This window comes from Paenibacillus sp. EKM212P (genome assembly GCF_011066115.1).
GTDB classification, from domain to species: Bacteria; Bacillota; Bacilli; order Paenibacillales; family Paenibacillaceae; genus Paenibacillus; species Paenibacillus polymyxa_B.
Genome location: NZ_JAAMNR010000001.1, coordinates 19100 through 43964 on the forward strand (window position 1 = coordinate 19100; position 24865 = coordinate 43964).

General features: G+C 45.4%; 25 protein-coding genes and 1 pseudogene. 4 read left to right on the top strand and 22 right to left on the bottom strand.

Annotated features, from left to right (window positions below; translation table 11 throughout):
- Window positions 1-8: 8 nt before the first annotated feature.
- From rhaB to G9G54_RS00115, 4 genes are all read right to left on the bottom strand, one after another.
- A complete protein-coding gene (gene rhaB, locus G9G54_RS00100; RefSeq protein WP_165175401.1) occupies window positions 9-1484 on the bottom strand; it encodes a rhamnulokinase in 1476 nt (491 codons plus the stop codon).
- On the bottom strand, window positions 1481-2701 hold the full coding sequence (rhaI, locus tag G9G54_RS00105; protein ID WP_165175403.1) for an L-rhamnose isomerase: 1221 nt from the start codon (window positions 2699-2701) through the stop codon (window positions 1481-1483). Before rhaI ends, rhaB begins: the two co-directional genes overlap by 4 nt.
- A gap of 215 nt (window positions 2702-2916) precedes the next feature.
- On the bottom strand, window positions 2917-4986 hold the full coding sequence (locus G9G54_RS00110) for a bifunctional aldolase/short-chain dehydrogenase (RefSeq protein ID WP_165175405.1): 2070 nt from the start codon (window positions 4984-4986) through the stop codon (window positions 2917-2919).
- 265 nt (window positions 4987-5251) lie between these two features.
- Window positions 5252-6265, bottom strand: a complete 1014-nt coding sequence (locus G9G54_RS00115) for an LLM class flavin-dependent oxidoreductase (protein WP_165175407.1) — start codon at window positions 6263-6265, stop codon at window positions 5252-5254.
- Between the two features lie 245 nt (window positions 6266-6510).
- Between G9G54_RS00115 and G9G54_RS00120 the strand changes: the two genes are divergently transcribed.
- From G9G54_RS00120 to G9G54_RS26105, 3 genes are all read left to right on the top strand, one after another.
- The gene (locus tag G9G54_RS00120) at window positions 6511-6987 is read left to right on the top strand and encodes an RrF2 family transcriptional regulator (RefSeq protein ID WP_185156264.1); all 477 of its coding nucleotides are present in this window, start codon (window positions 6511-6513) and stop codon (window positions 6985-6987) included.
- Between the two features lie 31 nt (window positions 6988-7018).
- The gene (hslO, locus tag G9G54_RS00125; RefSeq protein WP_039275256.1) at window positions 7019-7900 is read left to right on the top strand and encodes an Hsp33 family molecular chaperone HslO; all 882 of its coding nucleotides are present in this window, start codon (window positions 7019-7021) and stop codon (window positions 7898-7900) included.
- A 263-nt stretch (window positions 7901-8163) separates the two neighbouring features.
- Entirely contained in the window at window positions 8164-8538 is a 375-nt protein-coding gene (locus G9G54_RS26105; protein ID WP_342355958.1) for a hypothetical protein, read from the top strand.
- Window positions 8539-8562: 24 nt separating this feature from the next.
- On the opposite strand, the pseudogene G9G54_RS00135 reads toward G9G54_RS26105, so the two are convergent.
- The 6 genes and pseudogenes from G9G54_RS00135 to G9G54_RS00160 all read right to left on the bottom strand — a co-directional run.
- Window positions 8563-8801 (bottom strand): annotated as a pseudogene (locus G9G54_RS00135) (YdeI/OmpD-associated family protein); the annotation flags it as partial.
- Between the two features lie 444 nt (window positions 8802-9245).
- Window positions 9246-9962, bottom strand: a complete 717-nt coding sequence (locus G9G54_RS00140; protein WP_165175411.1) for an ABC transporter permease — start codon at window positions 9960-9962, stop codon at window positions 9246-9248.
- Window positions 9962-10912, bottom strand: a complete 951-nt coding sequence (locus G9G54_RS00145; RefSeq protein ID WP_165175413.1) for an ABC transporter ATP-binding protein — start codon at window positions 10910-10912, stop codon at window positions 9962-9964. Before G9G54_RS00145 ends, G9G54_RS00140 begins: the two co-directional genes overlap by 1 nt.
- Before the next feature lie 90 nt (window positions 10913-11002).
- Window positions 11003-12184, bottom strand: a complete 1182-nt coding sequence (locus G9G54_RS00150; RefSeq protein ID WP_069291825.1) for an alpha/beta hydrolase family protein — start codon at window positions 12182-12184, stop codon at window positions 11003-11005.
- Between the two features lie 221 nt (window positions 12185-12405).
- A complete protein-coding gene (locus G9G54_RS26110; protein ID WP_165175415.1) occupies window positions 12406-13461 on the bottom strand; it encodes a HAMP domain-containing sensor histidine kinase in 1056 nt (351 codons plus the stop codon).
- Between the two features lies 1 nt (window position 13462).
- On the bottom strand, window positions 13463-14158 hold the full coding sequence (locus tag G9G54_RS00160) for a response regulator transcription factor (protein ID WP_165175417.1): 696 nt from the start codon (window positions 14156-14158) through the stop codon (window positions 13463-13465).
- A 622-nt stretch (window positions 14159-14780) separates the two neighbouring features.
- Between G9G54_RS00160 and G9G54_RS00165 the strand changes: the two genes are divergently transcribed.
- On the top strand, window positions 14781-15650 hold the full coding sequence (locus G9G54_RS00165; protein WP_165175418.1) for an aminoglycoside 6-adenylyltransferase: 870 nt from the start codon (window positions 14781-14783) through the stop codon (window positions 15648-15650).
- Between the two features lie 62 nt (window positions 15651-15712).
- On the opposite strand, the gene G9G54_RS00170 is transcribed toward G9G54_RS00165, so the two are convergent.
- The 12 genes from G9G54_RS00170 to G9G54_RS00225 form a co-directional block, all read right to left on the bottom strand.
- Window positions 15713-16054: a cupin domain-containing protein gene (locus G9G54_RS00170; RefSeq protein ID WP_165175419.1), complete on the bottom strand. Its 342-nt coding sequence runs from the start codon at window positions 16052-16054 to the stop codon at window positions 15713-15715.
- Window positions 16055-16171: 117 nt separating this feature from the next.
- Window positions 16172-16507 (bottom strand): YolD-like family protein, encoded by a 336-nt coding sequence (locus G9G54_RS00175; RefSeq protein ID WP_165175421.1) that lies wholly within the window; start codon window positions 16505-16507, stop codon window positions 16172-16174.
- Window positions 16508-16518: 11 nt separating this feature from the next.
- A complete protein-coding gene (locus tag G9G54_RS00180) occupies window positions 16519-16713 on the bottom strand; it encodes a hypothetical protein (RefSeq protein ID WP_013310131.1) in 195 nt (64 codons plus the stop codon).
- 104 nt (window positions 16714-16817) lie between these two features.
- Window positions 16818-17306, bottom strand: coding sequence for a hypothetical protein (locus tag G9G54_RS00185; protein ID WP_165175423.1), 489 nt, complete (start codon window positions 17304-17306; stop codon window positions 16818-16820).
- Window positions 17307-17391: 85 nt separating this feature from the next.
- Window positions 17392-17754, bottom strand: coding sequence for a response regulator (locus tag G9G54_RS00190; protein ID WP_023988407.1), 363 nt, complete (start codon window positions 17752-17754; stop codon window positions 17392-17394).
- A 331-nt stretch (window positions 17755-18085) separates the two neighbouring features.
- Window positions 18086-19084 (bottom strand): metal ABC transporter substrate-binding protein, encoded by a 999-nt coding sequence (locus G9G54_RS00195; RefSeq protein ID WP_165175424.1) that lies wholly within the window; start codon window positions 19082-19084, stop codon window positions 18086-18088.
- A 55-nt stretch (window positions 19085-19139) separates the two neighbouring features.
- Window positions 19140-19988 (bottom strand): metal ABC transporter permease, encoded by an 849-nt coding sequence (locus G9G54_RS00200; protein WP_061831372.1) that lies wholly within the window; start codon window positions 19986-19988, stop codon window positions 19140-19142.
- Window positions 19934-20641, bottom strand: a complete 708-nt coding sequence (locus G9G54_RS00205) for a metal ABC transporter ATP-binding protein (protein ID WP_185156274.1) — start codon at window positions 20639-20641, stop codon at window positions 19934-19936. The genes G9G54_RS00200 and G9G54_RS00205 overlap by 55 nt, the downstream gene beginning before the upstream one ends.
- 217 nt (window positions 20642-20858) lie before the next feature.
- Window positions 20859-21881, bottom strand: a complete 1023-nt coding sequence (locus tag G9G54_RS00210; RefSeq protein WP_165175425.1) for an ABC transporter substrate-binding protein — start codon at window positions 21879-21881, stop codon at window positions 20859-20861.
- A 64-nt stretch (window positions 21882-21945) separates the two neighbouring features.
- Entirely contained in the window at window positions 21946-22734 is a 789-nt protein-coding gene (locus G9G54_RS00215; protein ID WP_165175427.1) for an ABC transporter ATP-binding protein, read from the bottom strand.
- The gene (locus G9G54_RS00220) at window positions 22731-23855 is read right to left on the bottom strand and encodes a FecCD family ABC transporter permease (RefSeq protein WP_165175428.1); all 1125 of its coding nucleotides are present in this window, start codon (window positions 23853-23855) and stop codon (window positions 22731-22733) included. The genes G9G54_RS00215 and G9G54_RS00220 overlap by 4 nt, the downstream gene beginning before the upstream one ends.
- Window positions 23852-24844, bottom strand: a complete 993-nt coding sequence (locus G9G54_RS00225) for a CobW family GTP-binding protein (RefSeq protein ID WP_165175430.1) — start codon at window positions 24842-24844, stop codon at window positions 23852-23854. Before G9G54_RS00225 ends, G9G54_RS00220 begins: the two co-directional genes overlap by 4 nt.
- Between the last annotated feature and the right edge of the window lie 21 nt (window positions 24845-24865).

Sequence of the window (24865 nt, forward strand, 5' to 3'; positions counted from 1 at the left end):
CCACATCTTTAATGTACAAAAAGTCCCGCCACCCGCCGGAATTGCCCGTAGGCATCCTCCCACGCTTCTGACTCGGCAGGTTCATATTCCTCCACGGAAATAGAATCCGCGATGACCCGGCGTGCTTCCCATATATCGGCGAACTTTCCCTGTGTCATCCATTGTACCGCAAGATTGCCGATTGCGCTCGCTTCTGCAGGTCCCGCCCACACTGGTTTTTGAATCGAATTGGCTGTCCATTGGCACAGCAAGCGATTTTGAATCCCTCCTCCGACCATATGCAAACCATTAAACCGTTGTCCTGACACCTGCTCCGTAAGCTCCAAAATGTAACGGTACTTTAACGCCAGACTCTCCAAAACACAGCGCATGATTTCTCCCGGCGTCTCGGGCAATGGCTGCCCGGTGTTGCGGCAATATTGGCGAATACGTGTTTTCATATCCCCGGCGTGCAGAAACAGTTCATCGTCCGGGTCAATCAAAGAAGTGAATGCTGGAGCCTGTTCTGCCATATGAACCAGTTCGGGGAAGGAATAGGAGTATCCCTGCCGCTCCCATTCTCTGCGCGCCTCCTGTAAAATCCACAAGCCCATAATGTTTTTAAGCAGCCTGTAAGTTCGACCGACCCCACCTTCGTTCGTAAAATTAAAACGAAGCGTATCGTCATTGATTACAGGCTGTGCCGTTTCCGTTCCCATCAGGGACCATGTTCCGCAGCTCAAGTACGCAAACGAGCGCTCCAGCGCAGGTACGGCAGCCACAGCAGATCCTGTATCGTGCTCTGCTACTGCAATCACAGGAATCGCTCCGATGCCCAGATCGGTCATGACCGAGGAACGGATCGTTCCTGCAACATTTCCTGGCTCTAGGACCTCTCCAAACCAGGAACGAGGGATATTGATTCCAGACAAAAGCTCTTCATCCCATTTTTGCTGCAACGGATTATATAATTGCGTGCTGGTCGCATTCGAAAACTCATTGTACATTTCACCTGTCAGGAAATACCGAAGCAGATCTGGAATCATTAAGAAATGCTTTGCCTGCTCCAGCAACGGTGAACTCGCATTTCGCATAGCAGCCAGCTGATAAATCGTGTTAAACGTCAAAAACTGAATGCCTGTACGCTGAAAAATGGACTCTTTCCCCAGCCGTCCCTGTATTTCTTCCATCACCCCATGGGTGTGCCAATCCCGGTAATGATAAGGGTTGCCCAGCAGTTCCCCGGTTTCCCCAATCAATCCAAAATCGACTGCCCAGGAGTCAATCGCAAGACTGGACGGATTCACTCCCATATGCTTGGCTTTGAGCAATCCTTGCTGAACCTCGTGATACAGACGCAACAGATCCCAGTGCAGACGTTCCCCAACCTTGACCGGATCATTCGAAAAGCGATGGATTTCCTCCACCACTATACGTGAATCTGTCAATTCTCCGAGTAGAACCCTGCCACTGCTTGCCCCCAAATCATAAGCGAGGATACTCACCAGCTTGCACCACCCTTGCCTCTTTGTAAAATCTGCGTGCCGTAATTAGACGCTAAGTAGGCCTTCATCGGGTCTGCAGGTAATCCCTGCTCTTCACGGATCACTTTGAGCAATGGTGCTACATCAAACTCAAACGCTTGACGTACAGCATCCTCCGCACCCAGCACATCCTGGCGGCTCGCCGCTTCCTCCACTTCTGCATGATTGATCAGGAGCGCCTTCGCATATTGAGTCTGCACATTTAGCACCGAGCGAATCATGGCCGGAATTTTTTGTTCAATATTGTGTGACTGATCAATTAAGTATGCGATTTTGTCCACGGTTTGGCGGATATCAGCTTCTACATCCTGAGCGGCATTTAAAATTTGATAAAAGATCAAAAATAACTCATACGGATTGGCGGAACCTACAATCAGGTCATCATCCGCATATTTGTAGCTATTAAAATGAAAACCACCTAATCGCTTCTCATCAATTAAAAACGCAACAATATGCTCCACGTTGGCTCCCGGCAAATGATGCCCTGTATCCACCAGTACCTGTGCCTGCGGTCCCAGCTTGGTTGCAAAATTGTACGCCATGCCCCAATCGGCAATATCTGTATGATAAAAGGCCGGCTCGAACGCTTTGTATTCAATCAGCATGCGCATGTCAGGTGTGAGCGCCTTATACATTTCACTGAGCGCTTCCAGCATCCAATTTTTCCGTTTGCGAATATCCCCCTGACCGGGATAATTCGTTCCGTCTGCGAACCATAAGCTAAAATCGTTAGAGCCCGTCTCCTTCGCAATATCCACGCATTCCAGCAAATGGTCGATGGCCTTGCGGCGGATGGCCGGGTCTACATTGGTGACACTGCCGAGCATGTAGTCCTCGTCTTGAAACAAATTGGGATTCACGGCCCCAATCCGCAAACCGAGGCTTTCGGCATGACTGCGAAGCTTGCCGTAATTGTCTACTGTATCCCACGGAATGTGGATCGCAACGGATGGACATAAGCCTGTCACAGCATGAACCTGCGCGGCATCCTCCAACTTTTCAAACGGATCACGGGGCACGCCCGTTTTCTGAAAGACTTTAAACCGGGTACCCGAGTCGCCATATCCCCAAGAAGGTGTTTCTATACTAAGCGCTTTCAACTTTGACTTTACTTGCTCCAGATCAATGCCCCGTTGTTGCTGTTGCTCCTCGAATAAAGCGTACGCTTTGTCACTCATCGTGGTTCCTCCTTGGAAAATGAAGTGAGTTATGGGGGGAGGCCGCTTCGCTGCTGATCACCCATAAAGTCACTTCTATTTTAAAGTGTTAGTGTGTATATAAAAGGATGCAAACACGTAAATAAGCATTATTACTTATTTACGTGTTTGTCAAGGTGTTTTACAACCCTTCGAAACTATCGTCATATCGCTTACATAGGTTCATTTTAATTCGACTAGCGTGTAAATGCTGCAGGGACGCCACCGTCGATGGTCAGCATACAGCCTGTCGTTTTCTCCGCTTTGGATGAGGCGAAAAAGGCAATGCCCTCGGCGATATCCTGTGGGTAAATGTTGACCAGCAGCGTCGTCCGTTTGCGGTAATGCTCCTCCAGTTGGTCGGGCTCAATGCCGTAGGCGGCAGCGCGCTCGTTGCGCCAATTGGAGTTCCAAATTGCTGAGCCTTGCAGAATGGCATCCGGCAAAATGGTGTTCACACGGATACCATATTCACCACCTTCTGCGGCAATACAACGGGCTAAGTGCGCTTCCAGCGCCTTGACCGAGCTGTAGGCCGTTACATTTTTACCTGCGTAGATCGAGTTTTTGGAGCCGACGAACACCATGCTGCCGCCAAGTGTCTGCTCCTTCATGAGCTTGAACGCTTCTCGTGCAACCAAAAAATAACCCGTTCCCAGCACATTCACATTTAAATTCCATTCCTTTAACGATGTTTCATCGAACGGACTGGATGTAGCAAGCCCTGCATTGTTGACGATGATATCTACACCGCCATAGGTCAATGCCGTTTCTGCATAGGCGGCCTGAATTTGCTCCTCCTGCGTCACATCCATTTTTACGGCGATGGCACGGTTTTCTCCGTAGCTGCTATTTATCTCAGCGGCTACCTTTTGCGCGCCTTCCAGATTCAGATCTGCCAGTACGACATGTGCACCTTCATCCACCAAGCGACGTGCGGTTGCACTGCCAATCCCGCCTGCCCCGCCTGTAATGAACGCAATTTTACGGGAAAATTCAGCTTCTGCTGGTGCGAGTGACAGCTTATAAAGCTCCAGCGGCCAGTATTCCACGTTGTATGACTCGTTCTCGCTGAGTGAAACAAACTCTCCTAACGCCGTTGCTCCTCGCATGACAGCAATAGCACGATGATACAAGGCGCCGCTTACCTGCGCGTTGCTCCAGCTTTTTCCTGTGTTGATCATACCAATACCCGGAATCAAAATTACACGTGGCGCAGCCTCAAACATAACATCTCCCTCATGCCGATTGCGCTCGAAATAAGCTTGGTACTGCTCCTTATAGGCCGCTATGCCCTCAGTGAGCTTAACTTTCAAGCCCTCTACATCCTCCACATTCGGTGTCCAATCTACATAGAGTGGCTTCATCTTAGTATGAACCAGATGATCCGGGCACGCTGCCCCAACCTGGGATAAAAGAGCAGAATCTCGGCCGTTTACAAACTCCAACACATCCTCCGCGTCATCAAAGGTGAGGATCATCTTTTTCTCATCACTGACTGCACCCCGGACGGATGGCATAACTTGAGACGCAATGCTTCGGCGCTCTTCAGAAGTAAGCGCTTTATACTTTGCGCCTCCAAACCCCTGCTTTTCCTCTTGACGAGCTTTAATATAGCTTTCTGCTTCTTGAATGATTTCGATTGTTTTCGCATAAGCCGCCTCGGATGTGTCTCCCCACGTAACCAGACCATGCTTTTCCATCAATACCAATTCAGCTTGTGGATGATCGATTACACCCTGGGCAATCATTTTCGACAGCTTAAAGCCAGGACGGATATAAGGCACCCATACAAAACGGTCACCGAAAATTTCCTTAGCCATTTCCTTACCGTTGTGCGCACAGCACAAGCTAATAATCGCGTCCGGGTGTGTATGATCGACATGTGTAAAAGGCAGAAAAGCATGCAATAGCGTCTCAATTGAAGCCCGTGGATGCTTGGCATCTATCATACAGTTCGCCAAATATGCGACCATATCCTCGTCAGACATATCTTCCCTTTCAAATAAAGGGCGAATATCCTCCATACGAAGCCCTGTGAAGTTATGCGCTTTCATTGTGGCGAGATCGGAACCGCTGCCCTTAACGTACATCACTTCTACTTCACGTCCACGAAAATCTTGTATCATCGTTTTGGCCGAAGTGTTACCGCCTCCCCAGTTGCACACACTCCTATCTGTGCCAATCAGGTTAGAACGGTATACAAGCTGTTCTAGCGTGCTTTTCTGCTCAGATGCTTGTGAAGAAATCCACAGACTTTGTACCATAGGAAAAAGACCTCCAAGTTTAGTTTTAGTTTTGAAAGGCTTTATTACAGTGGTTATTCTTTGTTTATGGAGACTATAACACTTTTGTTTTAATTTGAAAATGAGTAATACAAAAATAATCAAAAATAAATTTTAATTTTTACCCATCTAAAAAAATGGATATATTCATTTGGTAAACGATCATTGCCACGCACAAAATAAAGGCCGTGTCAGAATCGGTTATAAGAACCTTTCTGGCACGGCCTCATTCGTTTAACTCATCTAATTACCCAACTATACGCATCACTTTGGCTAGCAGCTCGTACGAGCGCAAGCGCGCCTGATGGTCATATACCTGAGAGGTTGTAATCAACTCATTGGCTCTCGTCTGGTCGATTATCAAATCCATCTTTTGCTTGACGGTGTCGGGACTGCCGATGGCTGAATACCCCAGCATATTACCACGAACCATCTCCTTCTCGTGCTCACTCCAAAGCTTTTCCATGTCATCCACTGGTGGCTTCAGTCCTCCGCCGTGCCCGCGCAGCACATTTAGAAACTGCTGTTCTTGTGAAGTGAAGAGCCATTTTGCTTCCTCATCAGAATCTGCAACAAGCACATTAACACCGACCATCACATATGGCTTATCCAGTGCTTTGGATGGCCGAAAATTGCGATGATACAACTCCAGAGCCTGTAGCAAATGAGCCGGGGCAAAGTGGCTGGCGAACGCGAACGGCAGCCCAAGCTGACCTGCCAGCTGTGCGCTGAATCCACTTGATCCCAGTAGCCAGATGGGAATGTCCAGCCCTTCTCCAGGAATTGCTCTTACTCCCGGAACGGCTCCGTTTAGCGCTGGATTTAGGTAAGAACGCAGCTCATTCAATTGCTCGGGGAAATCTTCCCCAGTACTGTGAAGCCCTCGCCGCAGTGCCCTCATCGCGGGTTGGTCCGTACCTGGAGCCCGGCCAAGTCCCAGATCAATTCGTCCCGGATAGAGTGACTCTAACGTTCCAAACTGCTCTGCAATCATGAGCGGAGCATGGTTAGCCAGCATAATACCGCCTGAACCGACCCGAATCTTGTTTGTATATGCAGCTACATGCCCAATGATCACGGACGTAGCCGCACTGGCGACCGCCTGCATGTTATGATGCTCCGTTAGCCAGTACCGATGGTACCCCCATTGTTCAGCATGCTGGGCAAGATCCACCGTGTCGCGGAAGGAATCGGCAGGAGTGCCGCCTTCAAGGACAGGTGCAAGATCTAATATAGATAGTGCAACGTTACGCGTAGTCATTATATATAAACCCCCTGTCAAAATATTATTTTACGAATTTTCCTCAATGCCTTAATTATTTGACCTATCAATTGATACGTCAATTATGATAATGTGTCCCGTTATGAATTGCAAATGATTTAAATTTTTAGTTTTTGTCCAAAAACAGTTTACTTTTATGAAAAGCTCATCTATTATGCAATATATGTGGATAATGATTATCCACATTAGCATGGTTATTAATATTGAGGTGATTGCTAGTGCATATGAAAACAGGTGTCGAACAATCTGTCTACGCTCTTCTTCTACTCACGATGCTGCCGGACAAAGCGGTTTTACCTGGGGAGGCCATTAGCCAGCAGTTAGGTGCTTCACCTACTTATTTTCATAAACTGTTACGAAAATTGGTTAGCTCCGATTTGATTACTTCTGTACCTGGTGTCAAGGGCGGGTTTAAATTAAAGAAAAAACCTGAGGATATACGGGTATTTGATATTTATCTAGCGATTGAGGGACAACAAACCCTTTATTCTTCCAGTGGCATATACAACGAAATGCTTGAATTAAAGAAAGACGATCAGTGTTGTTTACTGGCAAATTTGATGGAAGAAGCCGAAGCCTCCTGGAAGGCCGTTCTGAAAAGAGAAACCATCGCGTCACTATCCGCTGACTTTTTTAAAGAAGGATATGATGACAAAATTACTTCTTTAGAGAACTGGATTCAGGGAAAAATGGTCTTGTAAAGAACTCTAATGAACAGAAAGGAATATGAACATGAACGATTATTTAGTAAAAGCTCTTGCCTACAATAACCAGGTACGGGCTTATGCCGTGAGAACAACGGAAACGGTAAGTGAAGCCCAACGGCGTCATTATACCTGGCCCACAGCATCGGCTGCATTGGGACGTTCTATGACGGTCGGCGTCATGCTGGGAGCCATGCTTAAAGATGAGGATAAACTGACGATCAGAATTAACGGTGGCGGACCTATCGGCACTATTCTTGTCGACACCAACTCCAAAGGTGAAGTTAGGGGTTATGTAAAAAATCCACAAACCCATTTTGAGCTTAATCAGATAGGGAAATTAGATGTCGCCAGAGCTGTAGGAACAGATGGAGCGCTCATTGTATCCAAAGATATCGGCTTAAAACACCCGTTTGTTGGACAAGTCCCTCTCATATCGGGTGAGCTGGGCGAGGATTTCACATCTTATCTCGTCCAATCCGAACAAATCCCCTCTTCTGTAGGAGCGGGAGTTATTGTTAACCCGGATAACTCTATTCAGGCGGCTGGAGGTTTCATTATTCAGCTGATGCCAGATACGCAGGAGGAAGTTATCAGTTTTATCGAGAGACGCATTGAGAGCATTCCAAGCATCTCCGCAATGGTCATGGAAGGTCTTACGCCAGAGCAGATTCTAGGTCAGATTTTGGGAGAAAGCAACCTGAACATACTGGAAACCATGCCTGTACAATTTCATTGTCCCTGCTCAGAAGAGCGTGTTACCAATGCCATTATCAGCTTAGGGAATAAGGAAATAGAAGATATGATCCATACCGATGGACAAGCTGAAGCTCATTGCCACTTTTGTAACGCACACTACCATCTTACTAAAGAAGATCTCGAAGGGATGCTGGAAACAAACATCATTTAAATATAGGCTGTTCCCAAAGAGTAGGTTTAGCTACTGGGGAACAGCTTTTTCTTTCCCAATGCTTCCGATGATTTCTTTATCCTAAACACGGTAGACTTGTTCATGATGTAAGTGATAATGTTATATTATTCCAATCACTTGAAATGAGGTGCGCTATGCTCGAAAAAGATACGCAGGAAATTTTAAGACGAAGTTGTGCTGGAGGTCTTGCAGGAAGAGCAGACCGTGAACGAGATTGCCGCCAAATATGAAATGAGCCCGTGATGATTAGCTGGTGGAAAGCCGAGTTTCTGAGCCGGGCGTCTATGGTGTTCGAGAAAGGGACGAGTGAAGCGGACAAGATGAGAAAGGAATACGAAAGCAAACAGGAGCGCCTAGAAAAGCTGGTCGGTCAACTTACCGTTGAAGTCGACTGGCTCAATGGGAGCATTACACATCTTCCGGCAATCCCCAGTTCATTAATAAATTTCGGCATTATCGGAATGATCAGCCCGATGCCGGTGAACACCGGAAACAGATTCAGCATAAGAACACATCATATCCCCCCTCATAATTTAAGGGTTGCTGCTCCCTCTGTAATTCTAAGCAAAAAAACACCTGCTCTTCGGCAGATGTTCCTCGCCTTTCGTATTTCTTGAGACTATCTGATCCATTTGTCCGTTCTAATCGTTCAACCCTTTGCCCTCCAGAATGGGCTGTGTGTATTTTTCAACCCTTGAAACGCACGTTTTGAACTGCTTCGGTTCTGAAAAATACAGCAGATACGCTCTCTGGCGTCCGAGCGGCAACGCTTCAAACGCCGTTTTTAGGTCCGGTCGCTCCTTGAATTTAAGCCGCAGTTCTTCGGGAACCGTATACTCGGCATGTTTTTCAGTTCCACTGCAAGACCGGCTTCCTCCATCAAACAGCGCCTCCTCCTAAACACTGTTGGACAAATAGCCGCGCTCAGGGTCAAAGTTCATCTTTTGAACGGGTTCTATCCGCTCGTCTATAATTTCTATACGGTGATCTTATTCAATTTAACAATACCGGAATAATTTAATGTAATGAAATAATGCGAGCCGTTGCATTCAATAATTTTCGAAAACTTGCTCTGATCGTTATATTTATGCCCTTTGTCACTGGCAGTTTTATATACTGAAAAGATGAATCCGTTAAATCGAAGATCGCTGTGCACTCAACCGAATGTGGGGAAAAATAAAGTTTACGGCCGCTTTGATAGATATGGTGGTACACTCTCCAATCCAGCGCTTAGTTTATCGTCAAGCATGAACGTGCGAGCAGCGGAGAGATTGTTGTTCCTTTTCATAATTGATATATCTACAACTCAGTGCATGTAGCGCGTTTATTGCTGCTCGGCAAATCTCCACCAGGCAAATGTTCCGACTATTCCGGCTATTCCCGTAGACGCAAGAATGATTATACTACCCAACTTTAAAAACCCGGTGCTTTGAAATACCGATGGGATGGTCCATGGAAAATAGGGGGCGAATCCAAAAGAGGCCAAAACATTTGAGAGAATGACGATTATCAGGATGAGTCCTAATGGTGCCAAGTATCCCTTGCTCACATTGGCCAGAAGAGTGCCTGGTGTGGTAACAATAATAAACAATAGCGATGTTATAATGAATTTAAAGAAGATATTCCAAATAAAAGAAGCTAACCCGCCCGCAACTCCTAGAATACCCCCCACGGCAAAACCTATGGCAAACATATACACGGAAAGTAATAGGCTCCATGCTAAAATTACAAGAAATTTGGACAGTACAATTTTCGATCTGGAAACGGGCTTTGCAAGCAAATCTTTAATTGTTTTATCCGAAAACTCTCGTCCAAATACCCATGCCGCGATAAAGGTGTACCCGATAAGTCCCAGCGGGGCAAGACTATCAAGCAATTTGGTTAAATACATTTTCCAATTGATGCCGCCGGCGTCACTGGATAAAATAATTCCGACTCCCATCATGATTGGCCCAAATGCAAAAATAAGAAACACCAACCAAAACACATTGGCGCGGATAATCTTGCGAATCTCACAATATAAAACAGAAAAAATATTCATTATATATTCCCCCTTGTCATACCAATTGTGCGGAGAAAATATCCTTCCAAATCCTCTGTAATCACTCGAAGCAATGTTGGCGGTTGATTGGATTTAACCAGCAGTTCGGCCAGTCGTTCAGGACTATCCGCTGCGTGATCATCGGTTAGTTTAATATATCCGTCTATTGTCTCCTCAAATTCATATCCATGCTCTTCAAGCACCTTCTTTAAGGCATGTTTGTCGCGGCCATTCACCACTAAGTTTTTCTGTAACGATTGCTCCAGCTTATCCATTGCGACTTCTTTAACAAGATGGCCATTGTGAATAATCCCAATGCGTGTGGAAACTTTCGAGAGCTCCTCTAACAGATGGCTGGATATAAAAACAGTTACGCCGAAATTTTTCGCTAGGCTATATAACATATTCCGTATCTCTGCCACGCCTGCGGGATCGAGGCCATTTATCGGCTCATCCAATATTAGAATTTCCGGATTGTGAATCATTGCTTTCGCAAGTCCCAGGCGCTGTTTGTTTCCTAAAGAAAGATTCTTTGCCTTTTTCTGTTTGTGCGGCTCAAGCCCCAACTTATAGATAACCCGATTTACGGAATCTTTGTCAGGCACCCCTTGCATGCGTCGTGCTATGTCAAGATTTTCAACTACAGTTAAATCGGGATAAAAAGTAGCCTCCTCCAAATATCCAACCTTGTCCCATAATTTATAGTTTCCGGCATCGACCTTTTCACCTAACATATAGAGCTTGCCGGAGGTTGGCTTGAGCATCGCCAAGAGCATCTTTATGGTCGTTGTCTTTCCAGCGCCATTCAGTCCCAAAAATCCAAATATCTCTCCTCGGCTCACCTCCAGCGAAAGATTGTTCAATGCGATATAGTCGCCAAATTTTTTGTGCACTCCCTCAATTTGTATGGCGGGCGTTCCGCCATTTTTTTCCTTTGATAAAATACTCATAGCCTTCAACTCCTCCATAAACAGAGAGCTTATTCAGGATTCTAAGTACAACACTCCTGAACAAGCTCAATCAGAAATTTTTCAATAAATCTACTTTATGATGTCCTGGCAATCGCTTAAGCGAGGCGAGGCTGGCCCAAGCCCAATTGAGCAGAGCCAATTCAGCACTACCTCATGCAGCACGTTGATGTTGTCTACCTGACAGTGTTCTAATCCGCCAAGTCGTCTATCCTCTATCGGGAAGAACGTCTTGTTTTTCGAACCCGCTTGCTCGTAATTCTTCAAGGCTTGTGTCAGCGGATTTGGCTGAACCAATATCTCTTCCGCTCCGTGCATTACAAGAAGCGGACATTCTATCTGGTGGAGCACGCCCTCAAGATCATAGGCAAAACGCGGATTCCCCGCAAAATCCTCCAAGCTTTTTGCCCCCAGAATTCTCATGCCGTGTGCGGCCAGACTCGGCGGCATCCATTTAAGCATGGCATCCCAGTCGAAGGCGTGCGTACCGCCGTCGGAGATGACGGCAGCAATCCTGTGATCGAACGAAGCGAATCGCAGCGAGTCGTAAGCCGCAAAACTCTCCCCGTGCACGATAATCTTATCGGGATCGACTTCCGGCCGCGTTAGAAGAAAGTCGATTGCCCGAGAATGGAAAGCCTCACTGTCCGCTCGTCTTCCTTTTCCCTTTTCGTACAGCGAGAGGCCGGTCCCAGGCTGGTCATAGACCAGAAAGTTATATCCACACGAAATAAAAGCGGGACCTAGCCAGAAATAGTTTTCAATTGACCACTCGTCGCCACCGTTGAGAGCAAAAAGGGTCGGCTTCGGACCTTTTATCCAGGAAGGGGAGAAGAAGTAACCATCCAACTTGACATCTTCGTAATCGACTTGGATCTTCTCCGGTTGGACATCGAAGTACTTTCCGGCAGCTTCGAAGAGTTCATTTACTTTCTTAAATACACGGATTTTCTCGGTGTCATCATCCATCACCGCATATTCCGCAATTCTGTAGTAATTGCAGGCACGAATGTAGCAGTTTCGTGCTGTATACCAGTTTCCAGCCGTTTCGGCCTCCTTGCCGTGTCTTTCCAATGCCTGAGCCGTTATGAGCCATTCCCTGTGCCACGTGTCCTTGTCATCGGGGTCGATTTTTTTGCAGGCCTCGTAGATCTCGGTGACGTCCGTAGCACCGAGGCTTGCCATACCCAAAGCTTTGGTGACTTGGTATGACATCATGTAGTGATTGGGCCAACGGCTGAACTCAATTGACATTGCAACATCCTCCTTTTCCAGTTCTAGTGATTGTAGTTTTTTTACTACAAGTAATTTTTACAACACAAAGATAAAGCTTCTTTAAAAGAAAAATAAATGTTTATAAAGAGAATATAAAAAACTATAAACCGCTGAAAAAACAAAAAAGGCTGCTGCCTGGGTGTTCACACCCGGCAGCAGCCTTTAACTCCTGTAGTAAAAGAAAATGTGCAAAAATAAAATCAGTGTTGTGCGGCCAAGGGAAGGCTGAATCTTATCCCCAAACCGCCATATTCGGAAGGGTAGGCGCAAATTTCGCCCCTATGATGTTCAATAATGGATTTACAGCTTGCAAGACCCAGACCCAGCCCGCCCTTTTGGATTTGCCGCGATTTATCCACAGTGAAAAATTTGAGGAACAGAGAAGATATATCCTTATCCGGCACTCCAATTCCATTATCTTCGATTTGAAAAAAGGCATGCTGTCCTAGCGGGTATCCGGTCATATACACTTTCAGTTTATTTTTCCCTCCATATCTTACAGCATTGCTAAAGAGGTTGCCGAAAACCCGACGTATCATCGGTTCATTGACCATCAGCAATATATTTTCCGTGAATGAATGGCGGCAAGTAAGCTCGTTGTCAAGTCCCGCCAACTCATACTCATATTCAAGGGCAATGTTTTCAAATAATTTTGATGCTTTTACAGGTTTAGCTACCATAGATTCCAACTCCAGTTTTTCTTTGGTGAAGCTGGAGAAATCATTGATGAGTTCGACCATATATCCTGACTTCTTTTGAATCAAATCATAATATTCCTGCTTTTCAGTTTCTGGTAAATCCTTGTGTGTAGCCAGCAGTTCAGTAAAACCATTAATAGATGTCAAGGGTGTTTTCAAGTCGTGGGCAATTGCCGCGATCATATCGATCTGCTCTTTGTGCGCGAGTTGAAGCCGATGCTCCATCTTATTGAAGTGCTTATAAAGTTCTCCGATCTCATCATTACTTCTCAGAGCTAGCGGAGGCAGTGGATGTACAATATTTACTTCTTCAAGCCTGGTATTCAGAAGCTGAATGGGTTTCTCTATGCAAAAATGAATATAGATAATCAGAATAATAAATATGAAACAGGCAATTGCAAATATGGGCAGGAGCAGTGCTATATATCGCGAGTCCAGCAATGAACTGCGTATAGGGGAATATACTGCAAAGACAAGCTTCAGATACATTCCAATCGAAAACATGAATATTATAAACATCAGCAGGAACAAAAGAGGAAGCTTTATTTTCAGTTTCATACTATTGCTCTCTTTCCGTGTATTTATATCCTATGCCCCATATTGTTTTAATAAAGTGATATTCAGGACCAAGTTTCTTACGGATATTTTTTATATGAACCGTTACGGTATTTATTTCTCCGTATTCGTCTCCCCAGACGTTTTCATATATCTGCTCACGAGTCAATACATGATTGGGGTGGCGCATGAGGATAGACAGAATCTGAAATTCCTTCGTTGATAAGTCGAGCTTCCTGCTATTCAGAAATGCTTCAAACGTCTTATCGTTCAAAATGAGCGGAGCATCCGCCTTTTCGTTACTGGGACTAAGTTCGTCCCACTCTTTAAAAAGCCTGTCCACTTTTCTGAAGTGAGCCTTTATCCTGGAGACAAGCTCCTGAATACTGAAAGGTTTGGTCATGTAATCGTCTGCTCCTATTTCGAGCCCGACGATTTTATCAATGTCCTTATCACGCGCACTCAAAAACAGAATTGGAACATTATAAGAATTCCGGATACTTCTGCAGACATCAAGTCCATCCATATCAGGCATCACTATATCAAGAACGATGAAATCAATGTGATTTTCTTCCAATGCAGATAAGGCCTCTTTCCCGGAATATGCCGAAAGTATTGCAAATTGCTCATACCTTAAACTCTTTGTGATGAGTTTTACGATTTCTTCATCGTCGTCTACAACTAATATCGTTTTTGGCATCTTTATACCTCCCAACCTCTTTAAATGGACTGCATTTATAACACAAGAGCCGCATGGACTCGAATTGACAAAAAAAGTCGCGCTCAAACGCCTCTCCAGTTCCGGATATTTCTCCTTTGGATGCCAGTTGAGGTAATAGGATTTCTTGAAGCAACATGTTGATTTCTTTTAAAAAGGCTTTATTGTCCGGACTTCCTCCCAGAAAAATGCCTGGGGGGGTTGCTCAATACAGCGGTATCCCCATTATTAGATAAAAAAATTCTACCCGGTATGGTGCCGCTAATGATTACCTTGAATCATGTGATGAGCACACATTTGTCCGATTTGCCTCTCATAAGCTTTTTGATTTGTTTGTTCGTATTCAAACATCATCACTCCTTTAAACGTATTAGACGATTAGAGGATTAGACTCTAAGATGGTCTGTACTTGATGCCTCGCTTCATTATGGATAACACATACAATTCGGTCAAGTGTACTTTGGGTAATGGAGACGGCCTCGGTAGCACAGTTTGAATGGCTTCTGTGTATAGGCTATTGTAAGGATAGGAGGCTTTTCCCAGATAAAAGAACTTACAGGAGGTTGTTTTCCTTGATGATCCTTCCGCTTATGGAGACAACATTATGAGAAGTGAACATGAAATGCTGCATACCATTCTCCATTTTGCTCAAGAGGACGAGCGGGTACGTGCCGTGATTCTGAATGGTTCTCGCGCCAATCCACATGCTCCACGGGACATTTTTCAGGATTATGATATCATCTTTCTCGTATCCTCCATGGACAGCTTTATTCAGGAACGTCGCTGGATCAACCATTTTGGTGAATTGATCATTATGCAGACGCCCGATGAGCATATGGAACCTACCCCGATGCCCCGCGATCGCTTTGCTTTTCTCATGTTATTTACGGACGGCAATCGCATAGATCTTACACTCTACCCTGCGAATAACATCGCCAATTGGACCCGAGACAGCTTAAGTGTACTGCTGCTGGATAAAGACGGGCTTGTGGAGCCTTTCCCACCGCCAAGTCTTCAAGATTATAAGACGATACCTCCAACTGCCCAAGTCTATGCGAATTCCTGCAACGAGTTTTGGTGGGTCAGTACTTATGTGGCTAAAGGGTTATGGCGACAGGAGCTACCCTATGCCAAATTTATGCTGGATCGGCCTGTGAGAGATGCGCTTCACTTGATGCTGGAATGGCATATTGGTATACGAACAGACTTCGCTGCAGATCCGGGTAAACAGGGAAAATATTTCGAGAACCACCTTGAACCTGGACTTTGGACACTCTATATCCAAACGTTTGCGGATGCAGATTATGAACATATGTGGCAGTCTCTTTTGATCATGGGAAATTTATTTAGAAAAGTTGCCTTGGAAGTAGCGAACTATTATGATTACGAATATCCGACTCTGGACGATCAACGTGTTACGAACTATCTCCATCACGTAAAAGCTCTCCCAGCAGATGCTAAGGACATTTATTGATAAAAAACCAGTCGGCACTTGATTTACATGTGCTAGGCTGGTTTTATTTTTATACACTAACGTTATTCGGTCAGAACCCGGTCACCTCTGCTCGCAGGCTGAGAAATAACCAAAAATTCAACATCCTGATTCGTTTCATTAAACATTTGATGAGGCACCATAGGAGGAACCTCAAACCCTTCCTGAGATCCTAATTGGATTCGTTCACCATCCACTTCAAGTACCGCTGTACCTGATAAAATAAAGAAAAATTGGCGCGCATGATGATGATAATGTCTGACCTCATGTGTATTTCCGGGCATCCGCTCATGAATAATGCTCAAATCATTATTTTTCACTAAGCGCCAACCATCACATTGATCTCCCCATATATAATGTTCGGCATTATTTTTACTAATTTTCATTATTGAACTCCTCCTTTTGCAATTACCGTTTATTTTATATATGAATTCATAGAGCTACAATCTTAATTATAAAACGGCAGGACAAATGTAAAAAAGTCCGACTTAGTCAGACTTTTTTTATATATCCGCCTCGATAATTTCCTCCAACTTAATCCAGCTAAAATCCTCCTCCCCACGGGACAGCTTCACTTCTCGCCGACTTGTATTAATCACCGTGACTAGTCCACGAAGCTCCTCATCATCAAACGGGTTGAACACTTTTAGCGTAATAGGCTTCCGTTCGTTATAGGATACGACGATGGCCTGTTCAATCTGCTGCATTTCCTGATCGTCCAGTGCTGGCTTGCCGCGCCTTCCTTGCTCCTTCATCAGTCTTAAATATGCCTCCCGATGCTCAGGCAAAATCATGCGCGAGCTTTCCCATATGCCATTTCCCTCAAGCTTTTTCCCCATCGTAAGCCCTCCTATGCTGTTCTGGTTACCGGATGCCATGCCAATACATGATCTAATCGAAAAACACGTGGCTGGCCTGTCTGTAGACAGGTGGCTCGTATCAAGCCATTCTGCACACGATGCACCTCGATACGCCGATGAGACAGCTTGCCCTTCCGATCCAAATACACGATTTCCACGATCTGCCCCACGTATTTTTCCAACATGATCCTTCACTCCTTATCAGAACGTTTGTTTGTATTATATGCGAACATGCGTTTGATTATCAATGTAAAAAAATCCCCTGAGGGATTTGACTCTCTCAAGGGAATTAAAATTCATAGGTGGATAGCTTAATATCTTCTTTATTCAAATCTTTCAGCGGATAGACAGGGCCATTCCAATAAGTCAGAATATCAAGCGGCTCATTAGTACCATGTTCCTTTAAAGAAAGAGATAATTCAAGTAATAAATGTGGAAGTTGATAGGAGCTTGTTAAAAACTGATATTCCTCTGGACTTTCACAGTCTTCTGCTCGATAGAACACAAAGTATCCCTCGGTATGATCTCCAATGAGTACAATATAACGAGCAAGAAACATAATTTCGCCATTGGCAAAAGGAATAGAATATGTCGAAGCAGAGATCAAATCGGTCTCTAGTCCCTCAATACGAAGGGTAAGTTCATTGTTAAGAGCATCCATTCTTTCTCTTTGTTCGCTGATGAGGTGTTCATAATTTACAGGGACAAGCCCTCCATTCTTGATCGTAGCGATCAGTTCGTCTATAAATACTTTTTGAGACAACACTCGATTGCTCATCCTATTCATCTCCATATTCGTAAAAATAAGCATGGAATTCTCGCTTTAACATGTTCAATATTTATGTATTAAAAATCTTGATTCATTAACTCCCCAGCATTTTTGTGACTGCATTCACGACCCTTTCCATCTCAAATGGTTTAACAATAAAGTCTTTTGCACCTGCCTGAAATGCTTTTATAATCGCTTCCTGCTGCCCCAAAGCAGAACACATCAAAATGTTGGCTTGGGGATCAAGCTCTACAATCTTTTTAACAGCCTCAAGTCCGTCCATCTTAGGCATATTAATATCCATGGTGATTAAATCGGGACGAAAGTGTGCGTATTTCAAAACAGCATCATAACCATTTTCTGCTTCCGCGATAACAGCGTGACCTAAATCCAAAAGAATATCCTTAAGCACAGAACGCATAAATAAAGAGTCATCCACTACTATAACTGTTGCCAAATTAACCTCTCCAATCCGTTGTCAAATGATATGCACGTCCAAACTTCAATATCGGTGAATAAACTAGTAATATTAATAGAAAGAATCTGTAAAAATAAAAACGCTACCAATGAATTATAAAAGAAATTTGAAACTAGCTACTACAGCATTAGTTTTCAAAAAAACGTTTCACAATGACGTAAATCTTTCCTGTAAAGCAAATCACAAAGCACTATATATCTACTGTATCTAGAGCACTAGCTAAAAAAGTACAATCTTCTTAGACAGACATAAAAAAAGACGCTGGTATCGTTCCCAACGTCATTTTTTGTACTATTCGTTTAAAGTCTACCTATTCATTCAAGGCTTTTTTCAAAGCCTCCAGATTGTTTTTCATTACACCAACGTAATCCAGATTCTTCTGTTTGTCTTCATCTGTCAACCCTTCAAGCGGATTCAGTACATCGGTTTTTGAACCGATTTCAGTAGCTACGGTCTCAGCGACCTTCGGATCAACAAGAGTTTCAAAGAAAATAGTTTTAACATTATTTTCTTTGGCAAATTTGATAATACCCGCCAGCTTGTCCGGTGTAGGCTCTTGCTCTGGAGATAAACCGGCAATGGGTACTTGGGTTAGACCGTATTGCTTAGCCAAATAGCTAAAAGCAGCATGCTGCGTAATAAAGTCTTTACGTTTTACATCTTTCAGACCCGTTTTGAACTCGGTATCCAGTTCTTTCAGCTTAGCGATATAAGCATCGGCGTTTTTCTCATAGTCTGCTTTGTTTGCAGGATCGGCTTTTACAAGCCCTGCTTCTATAGCTTCTACTTCTTTTTGAGCTAAGACCGGATCAAGCCATACATGAGGGTCCAGCACATGATCGTGATCATGGCCTTCCTCTGCGTGTGCTTCTTCTCCTTCTTCCTCCTCAGCAGTCCCTTCCATCAGGTTCAACCCTTTGCTCGCTTCAACTACAACACGCTTATCGTTGGACGCGCTGCTCAAAGCCTGTTCTGCCCAACCTTCCACAATACCGTTATACACAAATACGTCAGCATCCTTAACCTGTGCCATATCTTTGGCGCTCGGTTCCCAGTCATGCGGTTCAGCACCGGCAGGAATCAACGCGGTTACGTTAGCATGGTCTCCAGCAACTTGCTTGGTAAATTCATACATTGGATAAAAAGTGGTGACTACATTCAGCTTCTTACCACTGTCTGCTGTTTGTGCCGCATTCGGCTCGGTTTGGGAAGCATTTGTAGCTGTATTATCAGATTTGGCTCCGCAGCCAGATAAAATAAGTGCTAGTCCCGCAGACAATACAAATGATTTTTTGAACCATGTATTCATATTCATTACTCCTTTATGCGTTAGATTTTTTAGTTAATTCCCACTGTAATTACACTCACTGGCCTGTCGCATTCTTCCGCCGTGAAGCCTGTTGCTTGCCCAGCTTGCGGACCAGCTTTTGAATACCAGCTCCTACAATCAGGAATAATAACAGCACCATGGCAATCGTCCCCCCTGGGGGTGTACTGAGTTCATATGATGCCGTTAAACCCATAAATACGCCGATCAATGCAGTGACCATAGATATCCAGATGGCTGCCGCGAAGCTCGGTGCAATTCGAATCGCCAGCGCTGCAGGGAGCACGATGAGTGAGGAGACAAGCAGCACACCGACAATCGGCATTGCAGCAGCTACAATCATCCCTGTTAAAATACTAAATGCAAATGAAATGGACTTGACAGGAAGACCATTGGTCTTCGCCGTTTCTTCATCAAAGGTAATCTGATACAAAGGACGCCGGAATACAAAAAAGAAAATACCTCCGATCACAGCCACTACAATCATCAACATCAGCTCTGTCTGATTGACCGCTACGACCGAGCCGAACAAATAAGCGGAAAACCCTTTGTTGATGCTCTGATTCAGATTCATTAAAATAACGGCCGTCGAGAGGCCACCTACCATAATAATAGCCACAGATATCTCACTATATGTTTTATAAGACCTGCGGACGTATTCAACGATAATCGCGCCGATTACGGCAACAACAAATCCGGTTATCGTCGGGTTAATGCCTAAATAGGCACCCGCTGCTACCCCTGCCAGCGATACATGCGATAGCATGTCCGCCATGAGAGCCTGACGCCGCAGCATCAGGTATACTCCAAGCACCGAGGCTAGCAGTGCAATTACCCCACCGGCACAAAATGCCCGCTGCATGAAGTCGTAGTGCAGCATTTCCATCCGCCATCTTCCTTCCTTTCAAGCTCAATAATTCGATCCAGATAATGTTGCACTTCCGATAGTCCATGGGTCACCATGACCACGGTTCTTCCATATTTCTTAACCTGCTGATTCATCAGATCGTAGAAATGATGGCGGCTTTCCTGATCCATGCCGGTCGTGGGCTCATCCAAAATGAGCAAATCCGATTCCTGAGCGAGCGCTCTCGCCACACAAATGCGTTGCTTCTGTCCACCGGACAATTCGCCGATTTTACGGTGACGCAAATCCCACATGCCTACCTGACGCAGCGCCTGCTCAGTCAGATCATGATCCTCAGACCGCATACGGCGTAACCAAGAGCCATGAGTATATCTTCCTGAACGGACAAATTCTAAAATCGTACTTGGAAATCCGCCATTGAAGGCAGCAATTTGTTGGGATACAAAGCCGACAACGAGCTTTTTGCCTTCACCTGTACGGTTAGACATAAACACCTTGCCCTTCCAAGGCTGAAGCAAGCCGAGCAATAGTTTGAGCATGGTTGATTTGGAAGCACCATTCGGTCCGGTAATAGCCACAAATTCTCCCGAAAAAATTTCAACATTGGCATCCACCAAGTTAGGAACATCTCCGTAGCCAAATGTGACCTGTTCCAATGAGGCCAATAACATGACGCAAATCTCCTTTTCCTTTAAAAAGCCTGGAGCCATCTGAGCGATCATCATTTGCGCAGATTCTCCAGGTCGTTTATGATCATTAAACCATCTACCGTAATTATTACGATTTGGTAATAAAAAAATAAGCGTTTGATAAACGTAACCTTTACGCATTAGCAAGTTTAACAGTTTAGGCAAGGTTCGTCAATGTTTTGGCAACTCTTTTGTTTGTTTACTTCATTTTGTCCGGGTACAAGCCTGCAGCCAAGGTTTTCAGTGCAATCGGTGCACGTACACCTTCAGCTGCCGCGGATAATGGCAGGACTATAAACCGTTTGTTTTTAATCGCTTCCACACCAGCCAGCGCAGGCTTGCTCAGGAGCAGCTTCTCTTTATCAGCCAGTGAAGTATCACCATAGTCGAGAATGACGATCACATCGGGGTTACGGTTCACAACCTCTTCCCAGCTTACTTCGGTGAAACTTTTGTCAATATCATCAAAAATATTTTTCGCCTTCACACTTTCAATCAAAGACGTTAGATAATTGTTGGCAGCCGTAAAGGGCTTGTCTTCTCCGCTGTCATAAACAAACACCTTGGGTGCCTGCTCAACAGTACCAATTTGAGTCTGAATGGACTTCACTTGTTCACGAATGTCATTTACCAGCTTTTCTGCACGCTCCTCAACCCTGAAAATACGCCCAATATTTAGTATATCCTGATATACATCTTCTAATATGGGACCCGGCTTGTTTGAGGACTCCTGTACATAGGTCAGCACCCCTTGTTTGGCTAGTTCCTCACGGGAACCCAGATTTTTATCATTAAAGGCACTCTTCCAGCCTGCATAGGCAAAATCCGGTGCAGCGGCCATAAACACCTCTTTGGACGGATATTGTTCGGCCAGTACGGGGATTTTGTCATATTGAGCCTTATATTTCGGTAAAATCTGATCGTCCAAATACGCAGTTCCTACCATAGAGGATTCCAGTCCAAGAGCCAGCATAACCTCAGTCGCGTGCTGGTTCAGTGTAACCGCGCGTTTGGGCGCCTCGGGAAATGCCATTTTAACGCCCATGTTCTCAAGCTCTACCGACGTCTTATTGGTTGCCGATTGCGATGCGGCAGGTTGCTGCCCGTTTGCCGATGGATCGCTTGTTTGAGCCGTGTTTCCTGCTGCGCAGGCTGATAACAACAGCATCATCGCCAAAGCGAGCATAACCAACGGTAACGCGAGCTTGCTATATTTTTTCATATGTACCGTCTCCTCTTTTATTTGTAGTTTATCTTACCTCATCATATCACCTTTTCTGTTAGCATCATGGATAGCCTCCTCTCCTAAGAGAATCCGGTAAAAAGGTAATATTCGGCTTCCCGGTTTTTGGATGAATACAGATTTCTGTCTCCACCCCGAATACACTCCACAGCAGGTCTGGCTGAAGCACATCCTCTGTTATGCCGGAAGCGACCACTTTGCCTTCATTTAATACATACATTCGATCACAATAAAATGCAGCCAAATTCAAATCATGTAGTGCAGCTAGCGTAGTTATCCGAAGTGTTTTGACCAAATCCAGAATTTGCAGCTGATACCGGATGTCCAGATGATTTGTTGGCTCATCCAAAACAAGAAATTTCGCCTGCCCGGCCAAAGCTCTGGCGATCAATACCCGTTGCTTTTCGCCGCCAGACAAGGTGGCAAAGCCCTGATCCGCCTGAGCATTCATGCCTACCCGCTCCAGCGCCTGCTCGACCAATTCATGATCGGCGACAGTATCTGCTTCCAGCAGTTTCTTATGCGGATGGCGACCCATCAGGACAATGTCACGTACTGAAAAATCAAACGTTTGCGGCGCATCCTGACTCACCACTGCCATTTGTCGGGCCGTCTCTTTATACTTCATCTGCAGCATATCTTGACCATCCAACGTAACCAAACCACTGTCAGGCTTTAGCACACGATACATATTTTTGAGCAACGTCGATTTCCCGCTGCCATTCGGACCAATCAATCCGACCAGCTCCCCTGCTTTTACCTGGAGACAGATGCCGTCGATCAGCCGTTTATCGTGAATACTGAAGGTCACGCTTTCGACTTCTATATTCATTTTTCGCCTCCAAACGAGTAGGAACTACGACGCAGCAGCCACACAAAAAAGGGTCCTCCGCACACAGCCGTCACAATACCAATCGGCAGCTCCTGTGGAGCCAGCATGAGCCGGGCACATACATCAGCCCACACGACAAAAATAGCTCCCGCCAACAGACTGACGGGCAGTACACGCCGATGATCTGATCCCACTATCAGCCTAACGATGTGCGGAATCATAAGCCCCACAAAGCCAATCGAGCCACTAACTGATACGACTGCCCCGGTTAAAAGAGACGCCACAACAACCAGTAATACGCGGAACGTCTGTACGTTCACACCTAGCGTTACTGCGGTTTCTTCACCCGTTAGCAAAGCATTCAGCGAACGGTATCGGGTCAGGAGGACTACCGTTCCAACGGCTACAATGAGGCTTGGAATGAAAAGCGTGTCCCATTGAGCACCTGCCAGACTTCCCATCATCCAATACATCGCGTCACGAATGCCTTTTTCATTCGGGGCCATCGTAACGATAAAGCTAGTCACAGCCGACAGCATCATGGACACCGCCACTCCTGCCAGCAATAAGCGGGTCGTCGATATGCTCCCAGCCACACGAGCCAACGCGAACACCATAAGCATTGCAGCTAACGAGCCTATAAAAGCAGATAAAGGCAGCGCAAGTCGTCCTAAAAATCCAAAAGCTCCGAACACAATTACCAACGTGGCTGTCACCGAAGCCCCAGACGAGACTCCTAAAATATAGGGGTCCGCTAACGAATTACGAATTAATGCCTGTATAGTCGTCCCTGTAACAGCAAGTCCTGCTCCTACGACAACACCTAGCAGCACGCGTGGAAAGCGGATTTCCCAAACGATATATTGCTCAGGCTTGGTCCATGTCACGGGTATCCACTGGTCCAGCCAGGGAAGATGAGACAGTGCAATTCGCCATATCGTCCCCGGTGCGACAGCTACAGGACCGAGCAGGACTGCGAGTGTCACCGAAAGCAACAGCCCAGCAGTCAGCAGCAGAATTGTTGTAAATCCCCAAGTAGACTTGCCAGCTAGGTGTGCGCGAGAATTATGTTGTGATGGATTAGGTCTTGATGGATTAAGGTTACTCGTTCTCGAAGTCATGAACTACTACTCAATGGCTTTTCGGCCGCTTCCAACTTTCTCAATTGTTCCTCGATATCGGAAGCAGAGAAATTCTCACCCATGACAACCGCTACATCGTTCACTGGCTTTTGCGGGCGGATCGGAATGATTTCCAGCTCCCGATAGGCGAACTGAAACATCATCTGGCCCTCTGATTCCAGAAACCGCACAATTCCTTTGGCCCGGTATATTTCAGCTGGCAAACTGCGGAACAACCGTTCAAACTCGGAGCGTGGCACAGGTTGTCCAAAGAAATGCGTGTGAACCACTACGTGGTCGTAGGAATGATAATGCTCCCCATGTTCGTGGTCATGGGCGTGATCATGGTGATCATGAGACTGATGGTCAACGTCCATACGCTCCTCTCCTTGAGTGGAGAAAAAAATACCCGCGTCCACGTCACTTCGTTGCGTACTCACAGTCAGAGCATATGGATTTAACTCTTTTACGAGGGCCTGTACTTTCTGCAACTCGCCCGCAGCCAATAAATCGGTCTTGTTAATAATCAGTTTGGAAGCGCACCGAAGCTGATCCTGCATCAAACGAAGCGACTTGCCTCTCTCGTTCCCCGAGGCAAAGTCCAGAAATTGACGCGCATCTATGACCGTGATAACGGATTGTAATATCATAGAAGAATAGATGGAGGCGTCTGTCACTGCATCTACAATTTCCATCGGGTTAGCTACTCCAGTGCATTCTACAATAATCACGTCCGGCTTATATTCTTCAGCAAGATTCATGAGCTCGACGCCCAAATCCCCGCGAATAGTACAGCATATACAACCACTGAGCATTTCCTTCATGGGTGCTTGGCCATTCACCAAACTGCCGTCCAGATTAACATCACCCAACTCATTCATCAAAATGGCTGGCTTGAGGCCCTTCTCCTTGTAGTAAGCCAGCGCATGCTGAAGAAGAGTGGTTTTACCGCTACCCAAAAAACCGGATAAAACAACTATCGGTATCATATAACCCCTCCTTGTCTTTAC

Excerpts from the sequence above, each read along its gene's own strand:
- G9G54_RS00145 (WP_165175413.1), bottom strand. The coding sequence starts at position 10,912 with ATGAGTATTTTATCAAAGGAAAAAAATGGCGGAACGCCCGCCATACAA.
- G9G54_RS00115 (WP_165175407.1), bottom strand. The coding sequence starts at position 6,265 with ATGACTACGCGTAACGTTGCACTATCTATATTAGATCTTGCACCTGTC.
- hslO (WP_039275256.1), top strand. The coding sequence starts at position 7,019 with ATGAACGATTATTTAGTAAAAGCTCTTGCCTACAATAACCAGGTACGG.
- G9G54_RS00205 (WP_185156274.1), bottom strand. The coding sequence starts at position 20,641 with ATGTTATTGGCCTCATTGGAACAGGTCACATTTGGCTACGGAGATGTT.
- rhaI (WP_165175403.1), bottom strand. The coding sequence starts at position 2,701 with ATGAGTGACAAAGCGTACGCTTTATTCGAGGAGCAACAGCAACAACGG.
- G9G54_RS26110 (WP_165175415.1), bottom strand. The coding sequence starts at position 13,461 with ATGAAACTGAAAATAAAGCTTCCTCTTTTGTTCCTGCTGATGTTTATA.
- G9G54_RS00210 (WP_165175425.1), bottom strand. The coding sequence starts at position 21,881 with ATGAAAAAATATAGCAAGCTCGCGTTACCGTTGGTTATGCTCGCTTTG.
- G9G54_RS00160 (WP_165175417.1), bottom strand. The coding sequence starts at position 14,158 with ATGCCAAAAACGATATTAGTTGTAGACGACGATGAAGAAATCGTAAAA.
- G9G54_RS00170 (WP_165175419.1), bottom strand. The coding sequence starts at position 16,054 with ATGAAAATTAGTAAAAATAATGCCGAACATTATATATGGGGAGATCAA.
- G9G54_RS00165 (WP_165175418.1), top strand. The coding sequence starts at position 14,781 with ATGAGAAGTGAACATGAAATGCTGCATACCATTCTCCATTTTGCTCAA.
- G9G54_RS00175 (WP_165175421.1), bottom strand. The coding sequence starts at position 16,507 with ATGGGGAAAAAGCTTGAGGGAAATGGCATATGGGAAAGCTCGCGCATG.
- G9G54_RS00195 (WP_165175424.1), bottom strand. The coding sequence starts at position 19,084 with ATGAATACATGGTTCAAAAAATCATTTGTATTGTCTGCGGGACTAGCA.
- G9G54_RS26105 (WP_342355958.1), top strand. The coding sequence starts at position 8,164 with ATGATTAGCTGGTGGAAAGCCGAGTTTCTGAGCCGGGCGTCTATGGTG.
- G9G54_RS00220 (WP_165175428.1), bottom strand. The coding sequence starts at position 23,855 with ATGACTTCGAGAACGAGTAACCTTAATCCATCAAGACCTAATCCATCA.
- G9G54_RS00225 (WP_165175430.1), bottom strand. The coding sequence starts at position 24,844 with ATGATACCGATAGTTGTTTTATCCGGTTTTTTGGGTAGCGGTAAAACC.
- G9G54_RS00140 (WP_165175411.1), bottom strand. The coding sequence starts at position 9,962 with ATGAATATTTTTTCTGTTTTATATTGTGAGATTCGCAAGATTATCCGC.
- G9G54_RS00200 (WP_061831372.1), bottom strand. The coding sequence starts at position 19,988 with ATGGAAATGCTGCACTACGACTTCATGCAGCGGGCATTTTGTGCCGGT.
- G9G54_RS00120 (WP_185156264.1), top strand. The coding sequence starts at position 6,511 with ATGAAAACAGGTGTCGAACAATCTGTCTACGCTCTTCTTCTACTCACG.
- G9G54_RS00150 (WP_069291825.1), bottom strand. The coding sequence starts at position 12,184 with ATGTCAATTGAGTTCAGCCGTTGGCCCAATCACTACATGATGTCATAC.
- G9G54_RS00180 (WP_013310131.1), bottom strand. The coding sequence starts at position 16,713 with ATGTTGGAAAAATACGTGGGGCAGATCGTGGAAATCGTGTATTTGGAT.
- G9G54_RS00110 (WP_165175405.1), bottom strand. The coding sequence starts at position 4,986 with ATGGTACAAAGTCTGTGGATTTCTTCACAAGCATCTGAGCAGAAAAGC.
- G9G54_RS00185 (WP_165175423.1), bottom strand. The coding sequence starts at position 17,306 with ATGAGCAATCGAGTGTTGTCTCAAAAAGTATTTATAGACGAACTGATC.
- G9G54_RS00215 (WP_165175427.1), bottom strand. The coding sequence starts at position 22,734 with ATGAATATAGAAGTCGAAAGCGTGACCTTCAGTATTCACGATAAACGG.